The 21,928-nt window shown below is 45.0% G+C and carries 19 protein-coding genes; 5 read left to right on the forward strand and 14 right to left on the reverse strand.

Annotated features, from left to right (window positions below; all coding sequences use genetic code 11):
* Positions 1-113: 113 nt before the first annotated feature.
* The 5 genes from CLV93_RS12545 to CLV93_RS12565 all read right to left on the reverse strand — a co-directional run bounded on the left by CLV93_RS12545 (position 114) and on the right by CLV93_RS12565 (position 5,685).
* On the reverse strand, positions 114-1,184 hold the full coding sequence (locus CLV93_RS12545; protein ID WP_106542551.1) for an alanine racemase: 1,071 nt from the start codon (positions 1,182-1,184) through the stop codon (positions 114-116).
* 2 nt (positions 1,185-1,186) lie between these two features.
* The gene (locus CLV93_RS12550) at positions 1,187-1,636 is read right to left on the reverse strand and encodes a GNAT family N-acetyltransferase (RefSeq protein ID WP_106542552.1); all 450 of its coding nucleotides are present in this window, start codon (positions 1,634-1,636) and stop codon (positions 1,187-1,189) included.
* A 566-nt stretch (positions 1,637-2,202) separates the two neighbouring features.
* Positions 2,203-4,020, reverse strand: a complete 1,818-nt coding sequence (locus CLV93_RS12555) for a TrkH family potassium uptake protein (protein WP_106542553.1) — start codon at positions 4,018-4,020, stop codon at positions 2,203-2,205.
* Positions 4,021-4,061: 41 nt separating this feature from the next.
* Positions 4,062-4,760 carry a potassium channel family protein gene (locus tag CLV93_RS12560; protein ID WP_106542554.1) on the reverse strand — a complete coding sequence of 233 codons (699 nt, stop codon included), beginning with the start codon at positions 4,758-4,760 and terminating at the stop codon, positions 4,062-4,064.
* Positions 4,761-4,848: 88 nt separating this feature from the next.
* A complete protein-coding gene (locus CLV93_RS12565) occupies positions 4,849-5,685 on the reverse strand; it encodes a CvfB family protein (RefSeq protein ID WP_106542698.1) in 837 nt (278 codons plus the stop codon).
* 374 nt (positions 5,686-6,059) lie between these two features.
* On the opposite strand from CLV93_RS12565, the gene CLV93_RS12570 reads away from it, so the two are divergent.
* Positions 6,060-6,698, forward strand: coding sequence for a hypothetical protein (locus CLV93_RS12570; RefSeq protein ID WP_146142017.1), 639 nt, complete (start codon positions 6,060-6,062; stop codon positions 6,696-6,698).
* 103 nt (positions 6,699-6,801) lie between these two features.
* On the opposite strand, the gene CLV93_RS12575 is transcribed toward CLV93_RS12570, so the two are convergent.
* The 5 genes from CLV93_RS12575 to CLV93_RS12595 form a co-directional block, all read right to left on the reverse strand.
* Entirely contained in the window at positions 6,802-7,269 is a 468-nt protein-coding gene (locus CLV93_RS12575) for a heme-binding domain-containing protein (RefSeq protein WP_106542556.1), read from the reverse strand.
* A 92-nt stretch (positions 7,270-7,361) separates the two neighbouring features.
* Positions 7,362-8,660, reverse strand: coding sequence for an ArsB/NhaD family transporter (locus CLV93_RS12580; RefSeq protein ID WP_106542557.1), 1,299 nt, complete (start codon positions 8,658-8,660; stop codon positions 7,362-7,364).
* Positions 8,661-8,671: 11 nt separating this feature from the next.
* Entirely contained in the window at positions 8,672-9,124 is a 453-nt protein-coding gene (locus CLV93_RS12585) for a CBS domain-containing protein (RefSeq protein ID WP_106542558.1), read from the reverse strand.
* Positions 9,121-10,068, reverse strand: a complete 948-nt coding sequence (locus tag CLV93_RS12590; RefSeq protein WP_106542559.1) for a 1-phosphofructokinase family hexose kinase — start codon at positions 10,066-10,068, stop codon at positions 9,121-9,123. The genes CLV93_RS12585 and CLV93_RS12590 overlap by 4 nt, the downstream gene beginning before the upstream one ends.
* Positions 10,069-10,207: 139 nt before the next feature.
* Positions 10,208-11,950, reverse strand: a complete 1,743-nt coding sequence (locus tag CLV93_RS12595) for a GNAT family N-acetyltransferase (protein WP_106542560.1) — start codon at positions 11,948-11,950, stop codon at positions 10,208-10,210.
* 297 nt (positions 11,951-12,247) lie between these two features.
* Here CLV93_RS12595 and CLV93_RS12600 point away from each other — a divergent pair, with 297 nt between their 5' ends.
* The 4 genes from CLV93_RS12600 (at position 12,248) to CLV93_RS12615 (ending at position 15,562) form a co-directional block, all read left to right on the forward strand.
* Positions 12,248-12,697 (forward strand): DUF2231 domain-containing protein, encoded by a 450-nt coding sequence (locus CLV93_RS12600; RefSeq protein WP_106542561.1) that lies wholly within the window; start codon positions 12,248-12,250, stop codon positions 12,695-12,697.
* A 30-nt stretch (positions 12,698-12,727) separates the two neighbouring features.
* On the forward strand, positions 12,728-13,402 hold the full coding sequence (locus CLV93_RS12605; protein WP_106542562.1) for a response regulator transcription factor: 675 nt from the start codon (positions 12,728-12,730) through the stop codon (positions 13,400-13,402).
* Positions 13,403-13,426: 24 nt separating this feature from the next.
* Positions 13,427-14,833: a sensor histidine kinase gene (locus CLV93_RS12610; protein WP_106542563.1), complete on the forward strand. Its 1,407-nt coding sequence runs from the start codon at positions 13,427-13,429 to the stop codon at positions 14,831-14,833.
* A gap of 102 nt (positions 14,834-14,935) precedes the next feature.
* Positions 14,936-15,562, forward strand: coding sequence for a rubrerythrin family protein (locus CLV93_RS12615; RefSeq protein ID WP_211297832.1), 627 nt, complete (start codon positions 14,936-14,938; stop codon positions 15,560-15,562).
* 88 nt (positions 15,563-15,650) lie between these two features.
* On the opposite strand, the gene CLV93_RS12620 is transcribed toward CLV93_RS12615, so the two are convergent.
* The 4 genes from CLV93_RS12620 to CLV93_RS12640 all read right to left on the reverse strand — a co-directional run bounded on the left by CLV93_RS12620 (position 15,651) and on the right by CLV93_RS12640 (position 21,676).
* On the reverse strand, positions 15,651-16,661 hold the full coding sequence (locus CLV93_RS12620; protein ID WP_106542564.1) for a CAP domain-containing protein: 1,011 nt from the start codon (positions 16,659-16,661) through the stop codon (positions 15,651-15,653).
* Positions 16,662-17,348: 687 nt separating this feature from the next.
* Positions 17,349-18,218 carry an NAD(P)-dependent oxidoreductase gene (locus CLV93_RS12630; protein WP_106542566.1) on the reverse strand — a complete coding sequence of 290 codons (870 nt, stop codon included), beginning with the start codon at positions 18,216-18,218 and terminating at the stop codon, positions 17,349-17,351.
* A 205-nt stretch (positions 18,219-18,423) separates the two neighbouring features.
* Positions 18,424-20,094 carry a formate--tetrahydrofolate ligase gene (locus CLV93_RS12635; protein ID WP_106542567.1) on the reverse strand — a complete coding sequence of 557 codons (1,671 nt, stop codon included), beginning with the start codon at positions 20,092-20,094 and terminating at the stop codon, positions 18,424-18,426.
* Positions 20,095-20,314: 220 nt separating this feature from the next.
* The gene (locus CLV93_RS12640; protein WP_106542568.1) at positions 20,315-21,676 is read right to left on the reverse strand and encodes a TrpB-like pyridoxal phosphate-dependent enzyme; all 1,362 of its coding nucleotides are present in this window, start codon (positions 21,674-21,676) and stop codon (positions 20,315-20,317) included.
* Positions 21,677-21,928 lie beyond the last annotated feature (252 nt).

The following is a 21,928-nucleotide window of genomic DNA, read 5'->3' on the forward strand; positions in this document are numbered from 1 at the left end:
TAAGCAATTATTAACTGTAAGGGAAAACTTCCCGGTAGGAAATGAAAACGGAGGCGATGTTTCCTGTAGTTGAAAAACAAAGCCTCCGTTCACGCGGCTGAGCAAGCAGATGCCTACCGCTTCACTTTATCAATGTACCTCGAGTTCAGTACCCTGAGGGCACCCATGTAATCGAGTTTGAATTCAAGCAGATCGCCTACTTTGTAGTTGTCTTCGTTGTTGCCGAGGTCGATAACAATCATATCGGAGCTGGCACCCACGAAGTTCAATTTCGGATTCACCGGTTCGATATGTGTTTCTTCCACATCCAGCAAGCCCAAATCGATGATGGCCCGGTACGACGTTTCGCCCAGTTTTTCTTCATCAATTTCGTAGGCTTTACCTTCCACGTTAACGCCGAATTCACCCATAGGAACCACCGGCTTCTCAATCAGCTCGATAATTTCAGCGTAAAGCTGGAAAACATCGGTGTGCATGTCTTTGTACTGCTGATTGGTATAGGGTTCAGTTCCCAAGAACAGGGTCTCGCCTACGCGGAAATGGTTGATGGCCTCGGGCAGTAATCCCTGGTCGATGAGCGGAATGGTCACCGATGAACCTCCCGAAACATACGGAATCATTTTGTTGAATTTTGCCTCGATGAGCTGCTCATACAGGCTGAGCTGAATGAGTTTGTCATGGTTGGGCAATACTCCGTACAGGCAGGTTAGGTTGGTGCCGATCCCCACTACTTCGATGTTAGGCAATTCGAAGATCTTGGCATAGAAATCGATAAACTCTTCACGAAGAACACCTTCACGCAATTCACCCAGCTCGATCATGATGATGACTTTGTGGGTTTTCTTTTGCTTTTGCGCCTCCTTCGAGAGCAGTTTAATGGTTTCGAATTCCGTATTCATGCTGATGTCGGCATACTGGACAATGCTTTTGATTGCCCGTTTGGCCGGCGGTTTGATGTATACGGTCTCCATTTCGGGAGCAATGGATTTGATGGTCTTGAGGTTTGATACCCGGGAGTCGCAAACTTGCTTTACGCCGAGGTTGATGACCTCTTCCAGGTATGATTTATGGCCACAAAGGACCTTGGAAACCACAGCCCACTCAATGTTATGCTCCTTGAAGAGTGCGTCGAGATATTGGTAGTTTTCTTTTAATTTATCAGTGTTCAGAGCCAGGAAAGCCATTGTTATTTACCGTTTCGTTTATAACGCATTTCAAGGTATTTATTGGTAAAACCAAATTTCTCATACAGGAATTTGGCCGGGTTGTCTGGCTCAACGTGTAATGCGATATCCCCTTCGGCTTCATCGATAGCTTTTTGCATGAGGGCTTTACCAATTCCCTGACCTCTCATTTCGTTGTGAGTAGCGATGTAAACGAGGATATTTTCGGGGATGTAATCTTTCATGCCGGTCCGGTTAACGAGTACGACCCCGGTGATTTGATCCTTATTGCTGGACACGATGGTAAAACCACCAAATGATTCTCCCTCGTTCATTGAGTAATCCAATGCTTTCTGGATATCAGGCTTCGGGTCACCGTACTTTTCGAGATGGGTGAAGAGGAAGTCAATGATTGCTTCTTTCTGTTTTGGACTAGGTTTGTGATCTGAATTAAAAATTTCAGTGTCAATCATACAATTTGTTTTTGTTAAACATAGTTCGTTGAAACACAACGGATCGTTGTCGGGATGTTGACAGCAAGTTGTTTATGTTTTCAACTGTGTCCGGGCTGATATGCTGCAGACGATGAGTAACGCGGGAAATGTGAACAGAATGATTGAAAGCGGGGATTGAGTTTGTCGGTATTCAAAACGCATAAAAGGAGTACTTCCGAACGCACTCTGTTTGGTGTGAGGTGATGGAACAGAGCTATGAAAAGCATTCGTAGGCTTCTTTTATGATATGTAGTGTTGCGGTCTCGAATAAAAACGGTATTTCTGTCATCATTCCGGTCGTTCCCGGTAAAATCAATCTACCACAGAAAATCCGGCTGGACATTTATTTCACAAAGATAATCAAATGCTGGCTAAATGCCGAATTTATGATATTTGACAGTTTTGAAAGATAGGTACAAAACATACGCTGAAGCTGTCAATCCACTTATTAACAGTGAAATTATTGTTAGTCTGGTTGCTTTAAAGTAAGTACTCAATTTTCTGAAGTGGTGGAGGATTCTGAGCCGTTTTTTTTTATAACTGTGTTAGCCAATCATCACGTTTGTACGGCCATACCGGTAGCGGGTGTAAATAGCTTTTTTACTGAGAGCGAGTGCCAGTGTCAACGGTCCGACACGACCAACCAGCATGGAAACAATGATGATGATTTTCCCGCCAACCGACAATCCGGCGGTAATTCCCGTGGAAAGTCCCACGGTGGCAAAGGCCGATATCTCTTCAAACAGTAGCCGGACAAAATCGGTTTTTGGTTCGAAGATGCTAAGTAAAAAAGTTGAGAGGAAAATCAGCGCGATGGAAAAAAGCACCAGCGAGTATGCTTTGTTAATGTTGTCGAACGAGATGGTCCGTTTGAAAAATTCCACGTTCTTTTTCCCCCGCAGCGTGTCGATGGCCGACTTGATAAGCACAGCAAAAGTGGTGGTTTTAATACCGCCTCCGGTCGAGCCGGGAGAGGCGCCCACATACATCAGGAACATGAAAATGGTTAGCATGGGCAAACTAATTTGCCCGAAGTCTACCGTGTTAAAACCGGCGGTACGTGCTGTTACCGATTGAAAAAAGGACGTGATGAGGGCGTGTCCTAACGACTGTCCTTTCAATAAAGTGTCGTCTTCGAAAAAGTAAAAGATAGCGGTTCCGGCCAGCAGTAAAATTCCGCTCACCCATAAAACCAGGCGGGTGTTAACCTGCAAAGCTGGATGCGGCGCATTCTTTTTCTTCCGAAAGGAAAATTTCTTTTGAATATCCTGCAAAGCAATAAATCCCAAACCTCCGGTAATTACCAGTATGGCGACCACGATTTGTAGGCCGTAGGCATTTCGAACACCTTGCTCATAGAGGTTATCGGTGAAGAGAGAGAAACCCGCATTGTTAAAGGAGGAGATAGCGTGAAAAACCGACGAAAAAACCCGGTCGCGACCGGAATCAAATTCGTAATGATTTCCCCAAAGGAAATAAATGAGCACACTTCCGGTAATTTCCATGAAAGCACTCAGGAAGACAACCTGTCGGAGAATGGATCGCGTATCCGAAAACTTGTCGGTGCTCAGAAAATCCTTAATGAGCGATTGGTAGCGCACACCGGTGGAACGCAGGTAAAAGGTCGTGAAAAATGTTGCGAACGAAATGATGTTGATTCCGCCCAGCTGGATGAGGAACATAATGATCATCTGTCCCTTGAAGGTGAAATAGGTGGCTGTATCGACGACAATCAATCCGGTAACGCAACTTGCACTGGCCGAAGTAAAAAGCGCATCGACAAAATGGATATGGTGATGTACGGTCATCTCCGGCATCATGAGTAAACCGGTGCCTACGAGTATCAGGATGAAGAAGGAGAGAATCAGCAGTACTGCCGGTCCCAAATCCAGCTTCGCAATTATCGGGCTGGCCTGCCCAATCTCAATGGAAACGATAATGAGAAAGTACAGCTGGACGAACAGTAACAGGTAGGGCAGGATGTATGAGAGGTAATATGTTTCGCTGAAATTCTTCAGAATCTGGTGGCCAAAGATGAGATAGAGGAAGCCGAAAAAGATGAGACCGAAGATGATGATGCTTTCCATCCGGTTTTCCCGGATATATTCTTTGGTGTGTTGTGCCAGCAGCAAATACAGCAGGTATTTGAAAATGTAAAAGTAAAAGCTGAACCGAATGATTCTAAGTGCCACCAATGCCGTGTCGCTACTTTGCGGAAAGCCGTAGTAGTAAACGATGCTGCCTACCGCTGCCAGCGAAACCAATATTCGGGCCACTGGCATAATATGATTGATCACACCCCGGATGTTGTACCGGAACGTGTTGATGTTTTCAAGTTGTTGTTTCGAAAAAATGGGCTTCATGCACGATTGGTTCTGATGACGGCTTGCGTCGGATAGCCTTGTTATTCGTTGATTTCCAAAAAGCGTTCAATATCGACCTGCTTGCCGAAGATGAGCATAAAATCGTCTTCTCCTATCTCGGTAGAAGAGTTGGGAATATCGATGTGTTCTTCGAGAATCACCCGGCCGTTTTTAATCACCTCCAGCTCTTTGGTAATGGTTATTAAACTCAGGTTATACCGGTCGCGAAGGGCCAGGTCGCCAACGGTCCGGCCAATGGCTACTTCCGGCGGCTTTAATTCGGCGATACGGTAATCGTCGGGTAATTCTAGGTAGGAGACAATGCTCGGGTTCAACAGCTTCTCGGTGACAATAGTGGCGACTTCGCTTTCGGGAATGAGCACTTCGCGGATGCCGATTTTCTCGAGGATGGTTTTTTGCACCGTACCAGTTGCTCTTGCGATGATGCGCTTGGTTTCCAGCTCCAACAGGGTAACCGCACAAAGCGTTAACTGCTCGAAGTTGTTACCAATCGCTATCACAACGGCATCATAATCGCTGATGTTCTGAGAAGCGAGTGCTTTGGGATCGGTGGCGTCGAGGGCAACGGCATAAGCTACTTCCTCAGCTATATCGTCGATGATTTGTTCATCGGTATCGATGGCTAGCACTTCGGCTCCGCGCTGAGTCAGCTTTCTTACGATCGCCTGTCCGAACTGTCCCATTCCAATAACTGCAAATTTACTGGTAGAATTTGCCATGGCTGTTCATTATTTAGATAATGAATATTAGCGATAATCGCCGGAACAGCCAAAGGGACGCCGTTAAAATATACTTTTCTCTCTTATTTTATTGTCGATTCAGGCGGATTCCGTCAGGCTCAATGGTGATAATTCGCTTTTTATACAGCATCCCAACCGCCTTCTTATAGTTTTTCTTGCTTTCGCCGAAGAAAGAATAGATCTTTTCCGGTGAGCTTTTATCGGTGACAGCGAGAAAGCCGCCTTGCTCTTTAAGCATCTCCAATATTTTATCCGAAAGGTCCATGGCGCTTTCGATGCCTGGTTTTTGCAGACTGACGTCAATCTTTTCGTCGTCGCGTACCTGCTTGATGTAACCGGTAAGCCTTTCGCCCTGTATCAGGGTACGGAACACTTCATTCTGGTAAAGCATTCCCCAGTGCATGTTGTTCACAATGGCCTTGTAGCCCATGTCGGTTTTGCTGTGAATGATGAGGGCTACTTCCTGTCCCGGGTGATATTCAGGCGGAACATTATCGAGGTATTTGTCCAGCTTCGCGGTAGCAACCATCCGGCGGCTCTCGTCGTCGGCATATACATAAACGAGGTACCATTGTCCTTCCTGCATCTTATTTTTTTGTTCGCTGAAGGGCACCAGCAAATCTTTCGGCAATCCCCAGTCGAGGAAAGCGCCGACCTTGTTCACCGAAACAACTTTCAGCAAGGCAAAGTCACCGGCTTCAGCCAACGGTTCATCCGTAGTGGCAATGATGCGATCTTCCGAGTCGAGGTAGATAAATACTTCGAGGAAGTCACCTATTTTGCAACCTTCCGGCATGTACCGTTTGGGAAGTAGAATGTCGCCCAGTTCCTGTCCGTCGAGGTAAGCGCCAAAATCAACCAGGCGAAGTACCTCCAGCGCCTGAAATGTTCCGAGTTTGTTCATGGTCATCGTATATGTTGCGGCAAAGGTAGGGTTTAATTTGCTTGAAGAGCACATGAACACCCGGAATCGACCGTTTCGGTCAACGGATCGTCATTCGGCAGGAGATAATACACAGCAAATGAGGTGTGTCGCTTAGGTTAAAATTATAAAAGTAATGTGTTTTTAAGTTATCGTTTTGTTATTGTTCAATGCGCAACAGGTCAGATGATTAAGTTGTTTTCTTTTTCTGGAATTTACATCTTTTATATAAGAAAAGTTGTTTTTTATTAATTGACAGTTAGTTACAGAACTATGCCTATGGAAATCAGGTTTCATGGTAATCAACACGGAATTCACAGAAGGTTATTTTATAGAACTCAGTAAAAATGATTATCATGAAAAAGTTATTAATCATCTCATTATTGTTGATCCCGGCTTTGGGATTTGGACAAACACAACAGCTTCCGGCATCAGTCGTCAGTTCATTTAACAAGATTTTTCCGGGTGGAACAATTACATCCTGGACCGGAAATGATAAGTATAATTATTTGTCCGACTGGACAAGCGACGCGTATTTCGGAGACTTCAATTTCGATGGTTTCCCCGATGAGTACTATGGCGACGGCGAGTTATACGACGGCATAGGCGATGCTCCATACTATTATAATGATGATCTGGATTACAACTATTACGTGCCCGATGATTACCAGGTGATTGTTCACACGCCTCCCACTCAATATCAGTTAAACTTTCGGTATAAAGGGCTAAAAATAACGGGTATCTTTAAACCCAATGGTTCATTTGTTATTGCGAAAGGGCGCGTTTCGGTTTTACCTGAAGTCGTTGTTAATACCATTAAAAACACATTCAAAGGCAAAGTCATCCGTCTGGCGCATGTGAAAGAACTAATGATAACACCGAAATATCTTCCGTCGGATGCTGTTTACCGGGTGAAGGTTTATGTTCGGCATAATGGTTATGCGATTGTGAAAATTGATTCGGCAGGGAAAGTGATTTCCAATAATCACTATTAACAGTGAATGAAGAAACTATTAGGGATATCAGCTAAGTTGTGAAAATGTGAAAGGCTGTCTGTTTTAACGGACAGCCCTTTTATTTCGTCGAGGATTAAATGTTTCAATTTCCTGATTGTATCGATCGAAAATACTCGACTAACTGCGTTCTCTGAACGTCTGTAAGCCTCGCCTTCGAGTGCATCCATGTATACGAGGTGAGTGGCATGCCACCGGATTTAACTTCTGCAGCCATGCCCTCCAGTTTCAGGTTCGTTAATTTTTCCGGATAGTCGCCCCATTCCGAAAAATTGATGTGGGAACGAGCCTCGTCTATGTGCGATTCCAGTAGCCACGAAACCGGCGCGACGTTCGCGTACCACGGAAACTGAGTTGCGTTGGAATGACAATCGTAACAAGCGTTTCGCATCATATTCGTGATTTTGGACGGAGGCTGATAGGTGTGAAGAAAGTCTTTCGAAGGAGATGTAGAAGGATTGCTCATATGAACCGGAATAAACTGGATTAGCACAAAAGCAATCAAGACGAGAAGAACAATTTTTCCTGTCAGGTTAAATTTGATTTTTTTCATAAATGAACGTTTGGTTGATTAGCGTTACTCAATTAGTAAAATTACAACAATTCTGCTGTTTGTGCCAATTCAAGGTATTCTCTGTCAGTTTATCAGAAATATCTTAAGTATAAATACAGCGAAGTAATCACAATAGAAACCAGCATTAGCGGAAAACCAATTTTGAAGTACTCTTTGAATTTTATCGGGTAGGGAGTCTTCTGGGTAAAACCGGCTACAATGATGTTGGCTGCCGCACCGATTAAGGTTCCGTTTCCGCCCAAACACGCACCCAACGACAGCGCCCACCAAAGGGGTTCTATGTTCTGTCCCGAGTTGATGGTCATCTCTTTGATAACCGATATCATCGTGGCTGTGTACGGGATACTATTGATAAATGTAGTTGACAGGGCCGACATCCACAGCACCAACTGTGCGGCCGGTTCCACTTCGCCATGAGTGACCTCGACCATCTTGTCGGCCAGGAAACTGATGATACCGGTTTTCTCCAGGCCGCCTATAATCACAAACAAGCCGATAAAGAAGAAGAGAGTTGGCCACTCTACTTCCTTCAAAATCTCCTCCGGGTCCTGTTTGGTTACCATCATCATGGTAAAGCCGCCGCCAATCGCCAATGATGCCAGGTCAATTTTGTGCAGATGGTGGGTAATGAAAAGGGCGATAATGATTAGAAAGATAACCAGGGTGGTATAGAAAAATCGTTTATTCTGAATGGCCCTCTTTTCGTCGAAGGCCTGGATTTTTTCTTTATCGGCTACCAATCCGGCCAGCTTTTTATGGTAGATCAAACGAAGCAGAAAGAAAGTAACGACAGACACAACGACAACAACCGGCGCATTATTCTCGATAAAATCCATGAAATCGAGGCTCGTGGCACCGCCGATCATAATGTTGGGTGGATCGCCGATTAAGGTCGCCGCCCCGCCAATATTGGAAAAAAGAATTTCCGAAATCAGCATCGGCATGGGATTAATTTTCATGGTATCGGCTACCGCGAAGGTGAGCGGAACGATAATCAGCACGGTGGTGACGTTGTCGAGAAAAGCGGACAGAACAGCAGTAACAATCGACAGTACGACCAGTATTCGCCAGGGACTTCCACCTGTCAACTTGATGCTCTTGATGGCAATGTACTCGAATAGTCCCGATTTCCGCATTACAGCCACGGTCATCATCATTCCGCTAAGTAATCCGACCGTTTCGAAATCAATTGCCTCGATGGCTTCTTCCTGGTTTACAATGTGAAATGCGACCAGCAGAAAGGCACCAACCATAGCCGCAATGGCGTTGGGAAGCGTTTCGGTTGTAATGAATACAAACGTGAAAATAAAGATAACCAGGGTGGTGATAATGTGGATGGTGTCAAGATGCCAACTCAGGAATTCCGTCATAGGTAACCTCCTTAGCTTAGTTTATTTCCGTTGAGGGATACGGTTAGTATTTCGATTCGGGTAATCAGACCAATCAGCATTTTTCCTTCGAGAACCGGCAAAGCTGTTTTCTTCGAGCGGAACAGCAGGTCGGCTGCATACGACATGGAATCGTTGGGTGTTACCGTCGGATAGCTCGAGTCGGTAAATTCGAATGCCTTTTTATCCAGAATATCATGCAGATGTCCGATAATGTGGTCCAAATCAGCCATGAAAGAAGTATTGTACATGGATTTCATGTACTGCGGTACCGATGCATTGAGGATATCCTGTTCGCTAATGCAACCAATGTATTCGCCGAGTTGGTTGACAACAGGAATGGCACAAACCCGATGCCTCTTCATGGTAATAATGACCCGCCGCAGGTCCGAATTTTCGTTGACCGAAAGAATGTCTTTGTATATGAAATCCTTTACCCTTTTCATGACACTTCCTCCACATCGATTCGTTGAAGATTGGCCTCAATTTGGTCGGTGTCGCGTATCTCTTTATAGAGCACTTCAATGTTGGTTAGTCCGGCTGCAGAGGCGTATCTGAGTACATCGGCTGTTGGAAGGTTCTGCCGGTAAGCGTGAATAAATCCCGCCAGGTAAGCATCGGCATAGCCAAGCATATTGACAATCTTCAAATCTCTTGGGCGCATGATATAGGATTGTTTCCGGGTAACCGCTACTACATTTTCAATTCGGTGTGTGAAAATGACAAACTCGGTATTTTTTTGGTAAGAAATAATCTCTCTACCTGCCTGCAGAAATGCGTCGATACCATCGAGTGGACGCCCCATGAACCGGTGATAACTGCGCATGTCGGGATTAATGAGAAACGGTCCGGAATCAATCAACGGATCGATGTATTTGGGAGCTGTGTGCAAAACCACATTGATTCCGTGCCCCTGTGCCATGATAATCATCTGACGGTACACATCTTCAATTACGCCTTTGGGGAGCGAACCGGCTAAAACTACCATATCCACGCGGTTAAGCAGTCGCTCGTAGCTCTCCAGCAAAAACACGAGATCATCTTCCGGAATTTCCTGTCCAAAGTCGTTAATTTCCGTCAGCGTTTCGTGTTGTAAATCCAGAATAGAAGTATTGGTCCGTGTGGAACCTTCGGTGAAAATGAAGCTGGTGGTAACGCCGCTTTGTCGCAGCGAGTCGCAAAGCAAATGTCCTTCATGACCGCCGGCAAAGCCCGTTGCAATCGTTTCGTCTCCAAGTGCGCTCAGATTCAAAGCGATATTGACCCCTTTTCCGCCGGGAACTGTCATGCTCATTTCGCGGCTGTCGAGCCGGTGCAGCTTGTGGATTTCAAATCCGTTTAGGATCAGGATTTTGTCAATGGCCGGATTTAACGTGACAGTGAGTATCATGGTGCACCTCCCGGTTTTGGTTGGATGAGTCAGCAATCGTGCTTTATATAAATTTAAGGAAAATAATCGTTTGTTTCCGGTAACGTGGAGGATTTTAAGGAGTTATATAACATAGAAAAGAAAACGATGAAACAGTATGTTACTGCCCGAAAAAGCCTTTTTGTACTCCTTTGAAGAATTGACGGGCATTGGTTCCCAGCCTTCGATTGTTATAACCTCCTTCCTGCATGAATAGTGTGGGAACTTTTAATTGGCCAATCAGAATGCCGTTTTGCTCAAAATCAGATGCTGTCAGTTTCCAGGTTCCGGTTGGGTCATCCTTGGCCGTATCGAAACCGAGGGCGACAATGAGATATACCGGAGAAAATTTCCGGATAATTTCCAGCGTTTTCATCAGCGTCTGGCGGTATTTTTCCGCTGAAATCTCTTCGTCGAGCGGAAAATTGTAGTTGAAACCTTCTCCCTGATGCTTCCCTTTTTCATTGACAAAACCACTAAAATACGGATAGGCAAATGACGGATGCCCATGGATAGAAATCGTTAATACGTTGCTGCTTTCGTAAAAGATTTGTTGTTGTCCGTTACCGTGATGGTAGTCGATATCCAGGATGGCTACTCTTCCCAGTTCACTGAGATAATGAGCTGCTATAGCACTGTTGTTGAAATAACAGAATCCGCCGAAAACATTGTGTTCAGCATGATGACCTGGTGGACGGGTGAGCACGTAAGCCAGAGAGCGGCCACTCAGCAACTCATCAGCAGCAGTCAACGTACAGTTCACACCATGTCGGGCAGCAAGATATGCATTCTGATTCAACGGCGTGAAGGTATCGATGCAGTAATAACCGGCTCTGACAGTCAGATCTTTCGGAGGATGCGCTCCGTTTCGGATGGGAAAAACATAGGGGTAGACTGATTTTCCTGCGGGCAGATTCTTACATACTTTTCTGAAGTAATTCATGTAACCGGCATCATGAACGTCGCGAATGATTTTCTCCGGATATGATGACGGTGTTCCTTTACTGAACCATCCGGTTGGTTCCAGAGACTTTCGGATAGTTTCAACTCTTACCGGGGATTCAACATAGCCTCGTTCGCGAACATGATGAATGCTGTGCCGGTCGTTGATGACCCAGAATATTTTCTTTCGTTCGCTCAGCGTGGTTCTGAAAACTCCGTTTTGCAACTTTTTTTTGTACTGAAACGGGCGCAACTGAACCGGGTCGTCAATGATGCTTCCGACAACCATCCGGATATAATCTTCCGGACAATAATCGCCATACTTCCGTTCGAGTATGGCTCGTACAATTAATTTAAGTTTTTGGGCACCAATTTCATCGTGTGAACCGAGACCATCGAAAACCAGGAACGGAGCACAGGTATCTTCGGGTTTCACCGGCGTTTCATACCTGGTTCCGGTAATGGGACGGGCACCGTAGCGTTCATAAAAAGCAAGACGTTTGGCATTTTGTTTTCGGATTTCCTCATCGGGGCAATTGTCCGAATCATCAGGCAGGCATTCCATAAACAATCCGTTTATATCCAGCGAGTCAGCCTCTTCACGGACGCGTTCATATAGCGCTCCGCCTACACCCGATGATGTTCTACCCGGGGAAACGGCCAGAAAATCGAGATAACAGAACGAAAGGTCAGGCATATAAAGCATCAAGGCACAGCCTTTTACCCGTCCATCGAGGTCATCAGCTATGAATAGCATGGTTTTGTACTGATATTTCAGGGGATTGATCAGTTGGTCCGGAATAGTTGCAACTTTTTCTTTTGCAATGTCCGGAAACTGACTCTGGATGATTGCTTGTACCTGCTTAATTTCATGCTCATTAACTGGCAGGTAAGGGTTCAGGATTTTCCTGATTCGGAACACGGCAAATGCATTTGATTAAATGTACGTAATAATCAGGTTCATTTGTATTCCTGCACGTTGTTTTTTCAACCGTCCAGCCTGGTTGCTAGAGATACTTTTATTTCAGCCGAAACAGAATTAAGCATATTTTAAGTTTTTTCAGAGAACTGCTTAAGTTCAGCCATTGTTAATTTGTCAAGAGTCTAGCAAGTTACAATATGCCTGACCTGTTGGAAAAGAAATACAGAAGATCGTAACGGCGGGGCGATGATTGTTTCTGCAGCTCATAAAGTATAAATTCATTTAAAATTTGACGACATGATTGATATTTCGCACATCCACCCTATGCTCGTTCACTTTCCTATTGCCTTGTTAATTGCCGGTTTCTTTTCTGATGTACTTGGTTTATTCGTGAAGAAGGAATTCTTTACCCGTGCCGGATTTTATTTATTAATTTTGGGAACGCTTGGAGCCATTGCTGCGGTGATTACCGGACATATGGCGGGCGATGGCATCGAATCGGGTTCGCTAAAACAGGCTGTCGAGGTGCATGAAGATGCCGGAACATTGACTTTGTGGCTTGCCTTAATTACTTCGGCTTTCCGGATTGTTCTGGTCTGGTTGGAGAAATATCGGGGAATTTTGAAAGCGGCTGCACTGGTGTTGTTTTTAGCTACGGTTTTATCAGTTGCCCGCACCGGATATTATGGCGGAGAGCTGGTTTACAAACATGCAGCCGGTGTTGAATTCAGTTTAGGAAACAACTAAATACTTATCTAACTACTAGTTCGATTCACTATGCGTATTTTAGTCATTGAAGATGAACCAGGGATTGCCAGGTTTTTGAAAGAGGGTCTCGAAGAGGAATCTTTCGCCGTTGATGTAGCAGAGGATGGAATCAAGGGGCAGGAGATGGCTATGGACAATGGTGAAGAGTATGATTTGTTGCTGGTCGACTGGATGTTGCCAGGGATGAGCGGTGTAGAGATTGTCCGGCAGATTCGTGAAGAAGGACTGGAGATGCCGGTCATTTTTCTAACAGCGCGCGATACAGTACAGGATGCTGTATTTGCTTTGGAGATGGGAGCCAACGATTACATTCGAAAGCCATTTTCGTTTGAGGAATTGTTGGCCCGGATTCGGGTTCAGCTACGTGAGCCTTCCGGCGAAACATCTCACCTTGGCGTGGGAAAACTGCAGATGGATTTGAACACTCATCAGGTTTTTCGGGGAGAAGAAGAGATTCAGTTAACGCAAAAAGAGTTTGCGCTGTTGGAATTTTTGCTTCGGAATAAAGGAAAAGCCTGTTCCCGTACCCGGATAATCGAGCATGTATGGGATATTCATTTCGATTATGACACATCGGTTATTGACGTGTACATTAATTCCCTCCGAAAGAAAATCGATAAGAAGGATGAACCGGGATTTATCCGCACCATTCGCGGTGTGGGGTACATCATACAAGAGGATTAAAAACGACAAACACAAAACCTGCGAATGAGACTTAGCTTCAGCAACCGAATTGCTCTGTATTACATGGGCACCACTGCAATTTTGACGCTGGTGGTGTTTTTTTTCATTTACATGGTGGTGCATCAGAGTGTTTACCGGCATTTGGATAGCGAGTTGTCGGCAGAATCGGAGCAGTTAAACGAAGGTTTTGTTATTCTGGATGGTGAGATTGTCATGACAAATCCTTATGAATGGAATGAAAATGAGCATGAGCAGGTTGAGGTGAATCCGATCTTCATGCAAATAAGTGACGTTCACGGTCAGATTATCAAACGTACTCCTAATTTATACGGTGATTCACTGAATGTTTACCTGAATCGTACCGCGAGCTTTTTCATCAATACTACCCTTTCCAAACAGCCTGTCAGGCAGTTACAGACACCGATTTTCAATTCATTGCATGAATTAAAGGGGTATATGGACATGGCCGTTCCGCTGGAAAGTACGATAGTTGTTTTACGGAATCTACGCAGCGTATTGATGCTGGCTTTTCCGATCGTCCTTATTTTGCTGTTTTTCATTACCAGTTTGATTGCCCGTCGGAGTATTCATCCGGTATTCCGGCTAACCGAGACGGCCGAAAAAATCAGCAGGGAAAATCTGGGCGAACGAATTCCATTGCCTTTGCACGAAGACGAACTGTATACACTTACGCAGACCATCAATCAGTTGCTGGAGCGCCTGGAAGATGCCGTGATTCGTGAAAAACAGTTTACATCAGATGCTTCCCATGAATTGCGAACTCCACTTTCCATTCTCAAGGGAACCCTGGAGGTAATGTTGCGGAAAAGCCGTGAACCTGAATATTATATCGAAAAAATCAGCAGCAGTTTATCCGAAGTGAACCGCATGTCGGATTTGGTTGATAAACTCCTGATGCTTGCTCGCTACGAAGGCGACGAAGCACCGGTTCATCTGTCGAGTGTCGATGTTCAGGACTTACTGGAAGGCGTTCTGGCCCGGTTCGAAACCCGGTTTGCTGAAAAGAACTTAAAGCTGGCACTGGATTTTACCCCGGAAATTGTTTTACGAACCGATCGGTTTATGCTCGAGCAGGTTGTGGAGAATCTGATTACAAACGCAATTAAATATAGCCCGGCCAATTCTAAAATATCCATCTCCCTGAAGAAACAGGGAAACGCTGCTATTCTGGCGTTAGCCGATGAGGGGCCAGGTATTCCGAAACACGCATTGGATGGGATTTTCGACCGCTTTTATCGCGTCGATGAATCCCGGAATTCCTTTATCGAAGGCAATGGCTTGGGCCTGGCACTGGTAAGACGTTTTTGTGGGTTGTTACGTATTAAGCCTGAAGTAAAAAGTGAACCTGGAAAAGGGACCGAGTTTATTTTGTTTTTTCCGGAAGAAAATATGATAGAAACGGATATTTGAGTCTGATTTAAGTTGTTCTTAAGTTTCTCTTTAGACGTCTCTTAAGGTTGGTGTATTAGATTTGTTCTCATAATGAATAAAGAACAAAAACAAACATTAACCATGATGAAAAAAGAATTTTCTTCCTTGTTACTGGCATTTGTTTTAATGCTGGGAATTTCACCTGTTTTTGCTGCAGGAAGTACACAAACCGTCAAAGACTTACAAGACGCTTTTACAGGAGAGAGCACGGCACATGCCAAATATGCTGCTTTCGCAAAAAAAGCAAAAGAAGAAGGCTATCCTAAAATTGCTTTGTTATTCGAAGCTGCTTCGAGAGCAGAAAAAGTTCATGCCGGAAATCATCAGGCAGCACTAAAGCAGTTGGGTGCCGAAGTTCCGAATGTAAATCCTGAGTTTGATGTGAAAGGTACGCGTGAAAATCTGAAGAATGCCATCGAAGGAGAATCGTACGAAGTGGCGACGATGTATCCCAACTTCTTGAAAGATGCTTCGAACGAAAAGGTAAACATTGCGCTGATGTCTTTCAATTACGCTTTCCAGACAGAAAAGAAGCACAAAGAGATGTACGAAAATGCGCTTGCCTCATTGGATAACAACCAGGTGAAAGATATGCCGTCGTTGTACCAGGTTTGTCTGGTGTGCGGCAATACTTATGCCGGTGAAGGCCCGGCTCGTTGCGGTATTTGTATGACACCAAACGAACGTTTTGTTACGCTGAAACTCTAAATATAGAAAGACCTTTTTTAACCAGTGTTACTGAAACAATAGGTTGATTAATTGAGAGAAAGGCTTTCCTGGTAAGGAAGGTCTTTTTTTATTGAACTTTGATGACAATTCCCGAGGCTTGAATCTTACCACGGTTACTGGCTCTTCTTCCATTTTCGTAAGGCTCCTTGCTCAGGTAAATTTGAATGTAGTACAGCCCTTTTTTGTTGAAGCGTTTCCGCAAAGTGATATAGCCGTCGCGGTTGGCGGATGGAATCTGCCAGGGCCACAGCTGAAAGGCAATATCCTCGGAGAAATCATTGTAGCTATTCAGACGGTTGATTTCGTCGCGTGTCATCGGTTTCAGTGGTGGCTCGTAGTAACCGATGATGACATACGGGTAGAGCTTTTTATCCAGTGGGCGGAATTGTATCGTAGCTGTTTCTCCTTTTTTAATGGTTTGCTGGAAAGGACGAAACTGCAAATAGCGGTCGATAAATTCTTCGTAGTAACGGAAGCCATGCTCGCACCAGGCTGTCCCTATACCAACAAAGTTATGAAATGGCCCGATGACGGTTTGTTTGTGGCCATCGTTGGGTGCTTCTTCTTTCATAAAACCGGAATGAGCGTTTTCCATCAATCCGACGATGTCATCAAATTCGGGTGAAATCCTCCCAGTCGTAATAAGGGCGGATGCATTCTCTGATACATGGTCGGTTCCGCCAGCAAAAGCGTATCGGTGGAAGGGTTTTTCGCCTTCAAGGTTCCAGTGCCCGAAAAAGCCTTTGTCGCATGATTCACGGCTCATCTGATTGGCAACCCGGCTGGCCAGGATATCGAGCTTCACCGGCGGAACATGGTATTTCTCCCGGCTATCGTTGATGCGGTGTAACAGGATGATTTTGGATAAAAGCATCAAATCATCATCCCGGTAGGCGCTTAAACGGTGCTCTTTATTATTCAGGATTTGGTAGTAGGCAAATTCCTCGCGGGAAATGTGATATGTTGCCAATTTCTGGTCGATGCCGGTTTGGCGGCTGGTCACATTTTGCGATAGCGCTTTCTTTTGAAAAAGAGTGAGCGAAATAAAGAGTAGCACAGTGAGTGGAATGATTTTCATGCCTGTTAACTAAATAGCCCGTAACGCTACAACAAATATCAGGCCTTTTGGATGAAGAAATATTTATTTCCAGCCAACAAAAAAAAGGGACGGATGCTGTAAACATCGCCCCTTTTTCGCTCTCGGGTTCCTCGGGGAGGAAGGGATTGGTTGGGTCGAAAAAAAAATGGTTTTGAAAAGTCAACCAAGCCTTGCTCAACTAACTAAATCTATCATTCTAAACCTGACTGTTCTGAAAGGTCAATATTTTTATTGATAAATGGCAGATAATCTATTAGTTGCGCGTTTTAAGGTTTGTTTTATAAAAAACGACGATGTTGTGAAATTGGTATGTGAGAGGGTAAAAAAAATGAAAGTTTTTTATGCAGAAAATCAATATGTTAACATTAGTGGAGGTGGGTGAGGATTACCTCGTATTTATTCTTTTGTTTTTGGACTTAATAGAACGATAAAAATACCAATAACAGGTGTAAGCAAAATACACCAGAAAACCGAACGCCCATAACCAATGGTCCGGTTTTTTCCGATGTATTCTGCAATAAAATGGGTGAGAATAATGTAGACTACACCAAATACGATCGATATGACAATCCCGGCATTCATATAAGTTGTATTAAGTAGTACAATACAATTTACCGGCTCCTCGTGTTTGTCTTGTCTCTTCGATCTAATTTATGGTAAATTCACCTATTTTGCCCGTTTTTCAAGTGATTTTATCAGCGCTGAAAAGTCATCCCGTGCCAGTCCTTCGGCTTTCGCCAACGCATAAATTTCGGCGGCAACCGATGCCATAAACTGCGGTACGCCGTTGTCATAAGCGGTTAATCCCAGCAAGTGCAGGTCTTTTTGCATCCACTCCAACGGGAATTCGACCGAATAGTCGTTCGATTTAATCTTGTCCGCTTTCGCTTTAATAAAAGGTGCCGTCACTGGAAGTCCTGGTAAGAATTCGAGCAAAAAGTCGCGGGAAAATCCCATCTTCTCGCCCAAAACCACCGACTCAGCAAAAACAGCCATGGCCTGTGCTAACTGTGAATTAACGAGCATTTTCAGTGACGTTCCCATGCCTGTGTCTCCAGCGTGAATTGTCTTTTTGCCCATAATATCGAACAACGACTGAACCTCCTGCATGTCACGGGCAGCTCCACCAACCAGGAATAGGAGCTCACCTTTTTCCGCTGGTATTTTGCTTCCGGCTACGGGTGCATCCATAAAACGCACATTGTGACTCCTGGCTTTCGCCGCTGCATTGCGCGAGAAACCCGGGTCGACCGTTGTACAGTCTACCCACAGTGCATTTTTCTTCATCTGTTTTACGAAGCCTGAATCACCGAAGGCAGCATCGTTAACCACGCCGGGCGTTGAGAGCATCGAAATAACTACATCGGCATCTTTCACAGCGTCAGCTGACGATTGTGCTACCGTGGCACCTAATTTACCCAGTTCTTCCGCAGCAGAGCGCGTCCGGTTGTATACGGTTACGTTCAAATTCTCTTTTACCAGATTTTTTGCCATCCGGCTTCCCATGATTCCCAATCCGATAAATGCGATTTTCATAACAGAATATTTTTGAGTTTAACTAATTCAATTTGTCCTTCATTATCTAATAACTGAACAGGAAAGCAAAGGTTTGTTGGTTCGGTTTAAAAATTTATAATTTAAATTATTGAAAAACATCGACTTAAATCATTATTCGGCATTAATAAAACAAAATTCCCCCGTAACTGTCTGTTACAGGGGAACTTGATTCGATTTCGGCTATTTAGAATAAGCCGGTAATATTTCCTTCGTTGTCGATATCGATATTTTCAGCGGCAGGTTTTGCCGGTAAACCGGGCATCCGCATAATGTTACCCGTAATCGGAATAATAAAACCGGCGCCCGAGGCAATTTCAATATTGCGTACGGTTACCACGAAATCCTTTGGGCGGCCCAGCAATGCCGGGTTATCAGAGAGCGATTTTTGTGTTTTGGCGATGCAAACCGGCAATTTATCCAGTCCGAGCTTTTCAATCTTCTTCAAATCTTTTTTGGCCTGGCTGGAAAAATCGATGGCTTCGGCTCCGTAAATGCGCTTGGCAACGGTTTCTATCTTTTTCGGAACGTCCCATTTCCAATCGTACAGCGGTGTTATTTGATTGGCACATCGTTCGCATGTTCCTGCGACAATATCAGCCAGTTCCAGTGCACCTTCTCCGCCTTTGGCCCATACATCGATGGGTGATACTTCTACGCCCATTGACTTGCATTTCTCCACAATCAAATTGATTTCGGCATCTGTATCGGAAGTAAAACGGTTAATCGCTACCACCGGACAAGCTTTGAATTGCAGCATATTTTCGATGTGCTTTTCGAGGTTGGCAAAGCCTTTTTGCAATGCTTCCAGGTTTTCCTCTTTCAGCGAATCTAAAGGAGCGCCGCCGTGATATTTCAATGCACGTACGGTAGCAACCAAAACAACTGCCGAAGGTTGCAAGTCACCATAACGACATTTGATATCGATGAATTTTTCGGCACCTAAATCGAATCCGAAACCTGCTTCCGTTACCACATAATCCGAAAGGGAAAGTCCCATACGAGTGGCAATGATGGAGTTGGTTCCCTGCGCAATGTTGGCAAATGGTCCGCCGTGAATAATGGCCGGTGTGCCTTCGATGGTTTGTACCAGATTGGGCTTGATCGCGTCTTTCAGTAATGCAGCCATAGCACCTTGCGCTTTCAGATCGCGGGCATAAATGGGCTCGCCGCTGTAGGTGAATCCAATGAAGATATTGCCAAGGCGCCTTTTCAAATCTTCAAAATTGTCAGCCAGACACAAAATGGCCATGATCTCGGAGGCCGCTGTGATATCGAAGCCGGTTTCCCTGGGAACTCCGGAAGTGGTGCCACCCAAACCCAGAACCAATTGTCGCAATGCCCGATCGTTCATGTCCATCACACGCTTCCATTCGACAGTACGTGGATCGATGCCCAACGAATATTGCTTGTTTTGCAGATTGTTATCGATTAACGCAGCCAGCAGATTGTGTGCTTTTTCAATCGCCGAAAAATCACCGGTGAAGTGCAGGTTAATGTCTTCCATAGGCAATACCTGCGACCAGCCTCCTCCCGTGGCTCCACCTTTGATACCGAAAACCGGTCCAAGAGATGGTTCACGCAAAACCACCGTCGTTTGGTAATTGCGGCGATTCATGGCTTGTGAAAGCCCGATGGAAACAGTGGTCTTTCCTTCTCCGGCGGGCGTTGGAGAGATAGCTGAAACCAAAATCAGCTTGTGCTGCTTTACCTTTTCTTTGTCAATAAACCGAAGTGGAATTTTTGCCTTGTACTTCCCGTACAATTCCAGGTCGTCAAATCCGATGCCCAGCTTTTCAGCAATTGTTGTGATGGGCTTCATGTTCACGGAATGTGCAATTTCAATGTCGGTCTTCATCTGAATTTCGTTCGTTTATGGTTTTTCCGGATACGCCGGTTCTTCAAGTTTACTTCATTGGTTATGGTAAGATTTAGGCATAGTACGAACTTAGCGAAAGAAACAGACGGAGACAATGTCATCTGTCAGCAATTTTCCTGTGAAGAGAAGTCGGAGGGAATCTAAAATAGGATAGAGAGCAAAAAAAGAGAGGTAGTTATTTACCTCTCTTTTTTCATATTTATGGTTTGGGATAGTCTTTCAAGAGATTGACCGTCTTGGCAATTTCTTCATCAGGCAATTCATAATCGGTCAACTGCCCATGTAGGTATTTATCGTAACCAATCAAATCCATCAAACCGTGTCCGGAGAAGTTGAATACGATGGTTTTCTCTTTACCTTCTTCTTTTGCTTTCAACGCTTCACGAATGGTTGCTGCTATGGCGTGGTTTGTTTCCGGGGCGGGAATGATTCCTTCCGTTTTTGCGAACAGAACGCCGGCGTTGTAACACTCGTTTTGGTGGAGCGAAACGGGTTTCACTAAACCAGCCTCTACTGCTGCGCTAACCAGCGGTGCCATCCCGTGATAACGGAGTCCACCAGCATGAATAGGAGCGGGAATGAAAGTATGTCCGAGACTGTGCATCGGAAGGAGCGGAGTCATCTTGGCAATATCGCCGTGATCATAGAGGAATGGAGCTTTCGTCAGAGTCGGGCACGAAGCGGGTTCAGCTCCAATAATTTCGATATCAGCACCATTAATCTTGTCATTCACAAACGGAAAAGAAAGGCCGGCAAAGTTACTTCCACCGCCACAGCAACCAATTACCACATCCGGCTTTTTGATGCCGACTTTGGCCAATTGCTTTTTGGTTTCCAAACCGATGATTGTCTGGTGAAGCATCACGTGGTTCAGCACTGAGCCCAGCGAATAGCGGGTTTCACCGGTTGGATCGGTCACTGCCGCTTCGATGGCTTCCGAAATAGCAATTCCCAGACTTCCGGGCGTATCCGGATCGGACTCGAGGACAGCTCGACCGGCCGCTGTTTCCATACTCGGACTGGGAATACATTTGCCGCCCCAGGTATTCATCATCATCTGCCGGAAAGGTTTTTGCTCGAAGCTCACCCGGACCATAAACACTTTGCATTCGAGTCCGAGTTGTGCACAGGCAAACGATAAGGCGCTTCCCCATTGGCCGGCACCAGTTTCCGTGGTAATGCGTTTGATGCCAAATTCTTTATTGTAATATGCTTGGGCAATGGCTGTGTTGGGTTTATGACTTCCGGCAGGAGACACACTCTCGTTTTTGTAATAGATTTTGGCCGGAGTGCCGAGTGCTTTTTCCAAAGCGTAAGCTCTCACCAACGGGCTGGGACGCCAGATGGAAAGTAATTCAAGCACCTTTTCAGGAATATCAATCCAGCGCTGGGTGCTCACCTCCTGCTCAATAATGTTCATCGGGAATACAGGCGCCAACATTTCGGGAGAGACCGGTTTCCCATCAGGACCAAGGGGAGGACGCATCTTCAGATCCGCGGCCAGGTTATACCATTGTCGTGGCATTTCCGATTCATCGAGAAAGATTTTTTTTTGCAGCATAATAAATGGTTTAGAGGTAATTGCGTTGAGAGAAGCAAGAGGACTTTTCATCAACAATTTTAAAGATACAACTCGGTAAGAATTTTCGCATCATAAAACATTTGTAATATGTCGAAAATGTATTTGTTCAAAAGTAAGAAAAATTGTGAAAAGTAAAAATCAGGGAATGAGAGGAGAAGAGCTATGCTGCAAAAATTCCTGATCGGGGTAGGAGGCCGGTAAAAAGAAAGTCGCATCAACGATGAACTGTGA

Origin of the sequence: Prolixibacter denitrificans, from assembly GCF_003014495.1 — a bacterium.
In the GTDB taxonomy this organism is placed as follows: Bacteria; Bacteroidota; Bacteroidia; order Bacteroidales; family Prolixibacteraceae; genus Prolixibacter; species Prolixibacter denitrificans.

Bases quoted from the DNA above. Each gene is read 5' to 3' on its own strand.
- CLV93_RS12545 (WP_106542551.1), bottom strand. From the start codon at position 1,184: ATGGCTTTCCTGGCTCTGAACACTGATAAATTAAAAGAAAACTACCAA.
- CLV93_RS12550 (WP_106542552.1), bottom strand. From the start codon at position 1,636: ATGATTGACACTGAAATTTTTAATTCAGATCACAAACCTAGTCCAAAA.
- CLV93_RS12555 (WP_106542553.1), bottom strand. From the start codon at position 4,020: ATGAAGCCCATTTTTTCGAAACAACAACTTGAAAACATCAACACGTTC.
- CLV93_RS12560 (WP_106542554.1), bottom strand. From the start codon at position 4,760: ATGGCAAATTCTACCAGTAAATTTGCAGTTATTGGAATGGGACAGTTC.
- CLV93_RS12565 (WP_106542698.1), bottom strand. From the start codon at position 5,685: ATGAACAAACTCGGAACATTTCAGGCGCTGGAGGTACTTCGCCTGGTT.
- CLV93_RS12570 (WP_146142017.1), top strand. From the start codon at position 6,060: ATGAAAAAGTTATTAATCATCTCATTATTGTTGATCCCGGCTTTGGGA.
- CLV93_RS12575 (WP_106542556.1), bottom strand. From the start codon at position 7,269: ATGAAAAAAATCAAATTTAACCTGACAGGAAAAATTGTTCTTCTCGTC.
- CLV93_RS12580 (WP_106542557.1), bottom strand. From the start codon at position 8,660: ATGACGGAATTCCTGAGTTGGCATCTTGACACCATCCACATTATCACC.
- CLV93_RS12585 (WP_106542558.1), bottom strand. From the start codon at position 9,124: ATGAAAAGGGTAAAGGATTTCATATACAAAGACATTCTTTCGGTCAAC.
- CLV93_RS12590 (WP_106542559.1), bottom strand. From the start codon at position 10,068: ATGATACTCACTGTCACGTTAAATCCGGCCATTGACAAAATCCTGATC.
- CLV93_RS12600 (WP_106542561.1), top strand. From the start codon at position 12,248: ATGATTGATATTTCGCACATCCACCCTATGCTCGTTCACTTTCCTATT.
- CLV93_RS12605 (WP_106542562.1), top strand. From the start codon at position 12,728: ATGCGTATTTTAGTCATTGAAGATGAACCAGGGATTGCCAGGTTTTTG.
- CLV93_RS12610 (WP_106542563.1), top strand. From the start codon at position 13,427: ATGAGACTTAGCTTCAGCAACCGAATTGCTCTGTATTACATGGGCACC.
- CLV93_RS12615 (WP_211297832.1), top strand. From the start codon at position 14,936: ATGATGAAAAAAGAATTTTCTTCCTTGTTACTGGCATTTGTTTTAATG.
- CLV93_RS12620 (WP_106542564.1), bottom strand. From the start codon at position 16,661: ATGAAAATCATTCCACTCACTGTGCTACTCTTTATTTCGCTCACTCTT.
- CLV93_RS12630 (WP_106542566.1), bottom strand. From the start codon at position 18,218: ATGAAAATCGCATTTATCGGATTGGGAATCATGGGAAGCCGGATGGCA.
- CLV93_RS12635 (WP_106542567.1), bottom strand. From the start codon at position 20,094: ATGAAGACCGACATTGAAATTGCACATTCCGTGAACATGAAGCCCATC.
- CLV93_RS12640 (WP_106542568.1), bottom strand. From the start codon at position 21,676: ATGCTGCAAAAAAAAATCTTTCTCGATGAATCGGAAATGCCACGACAA.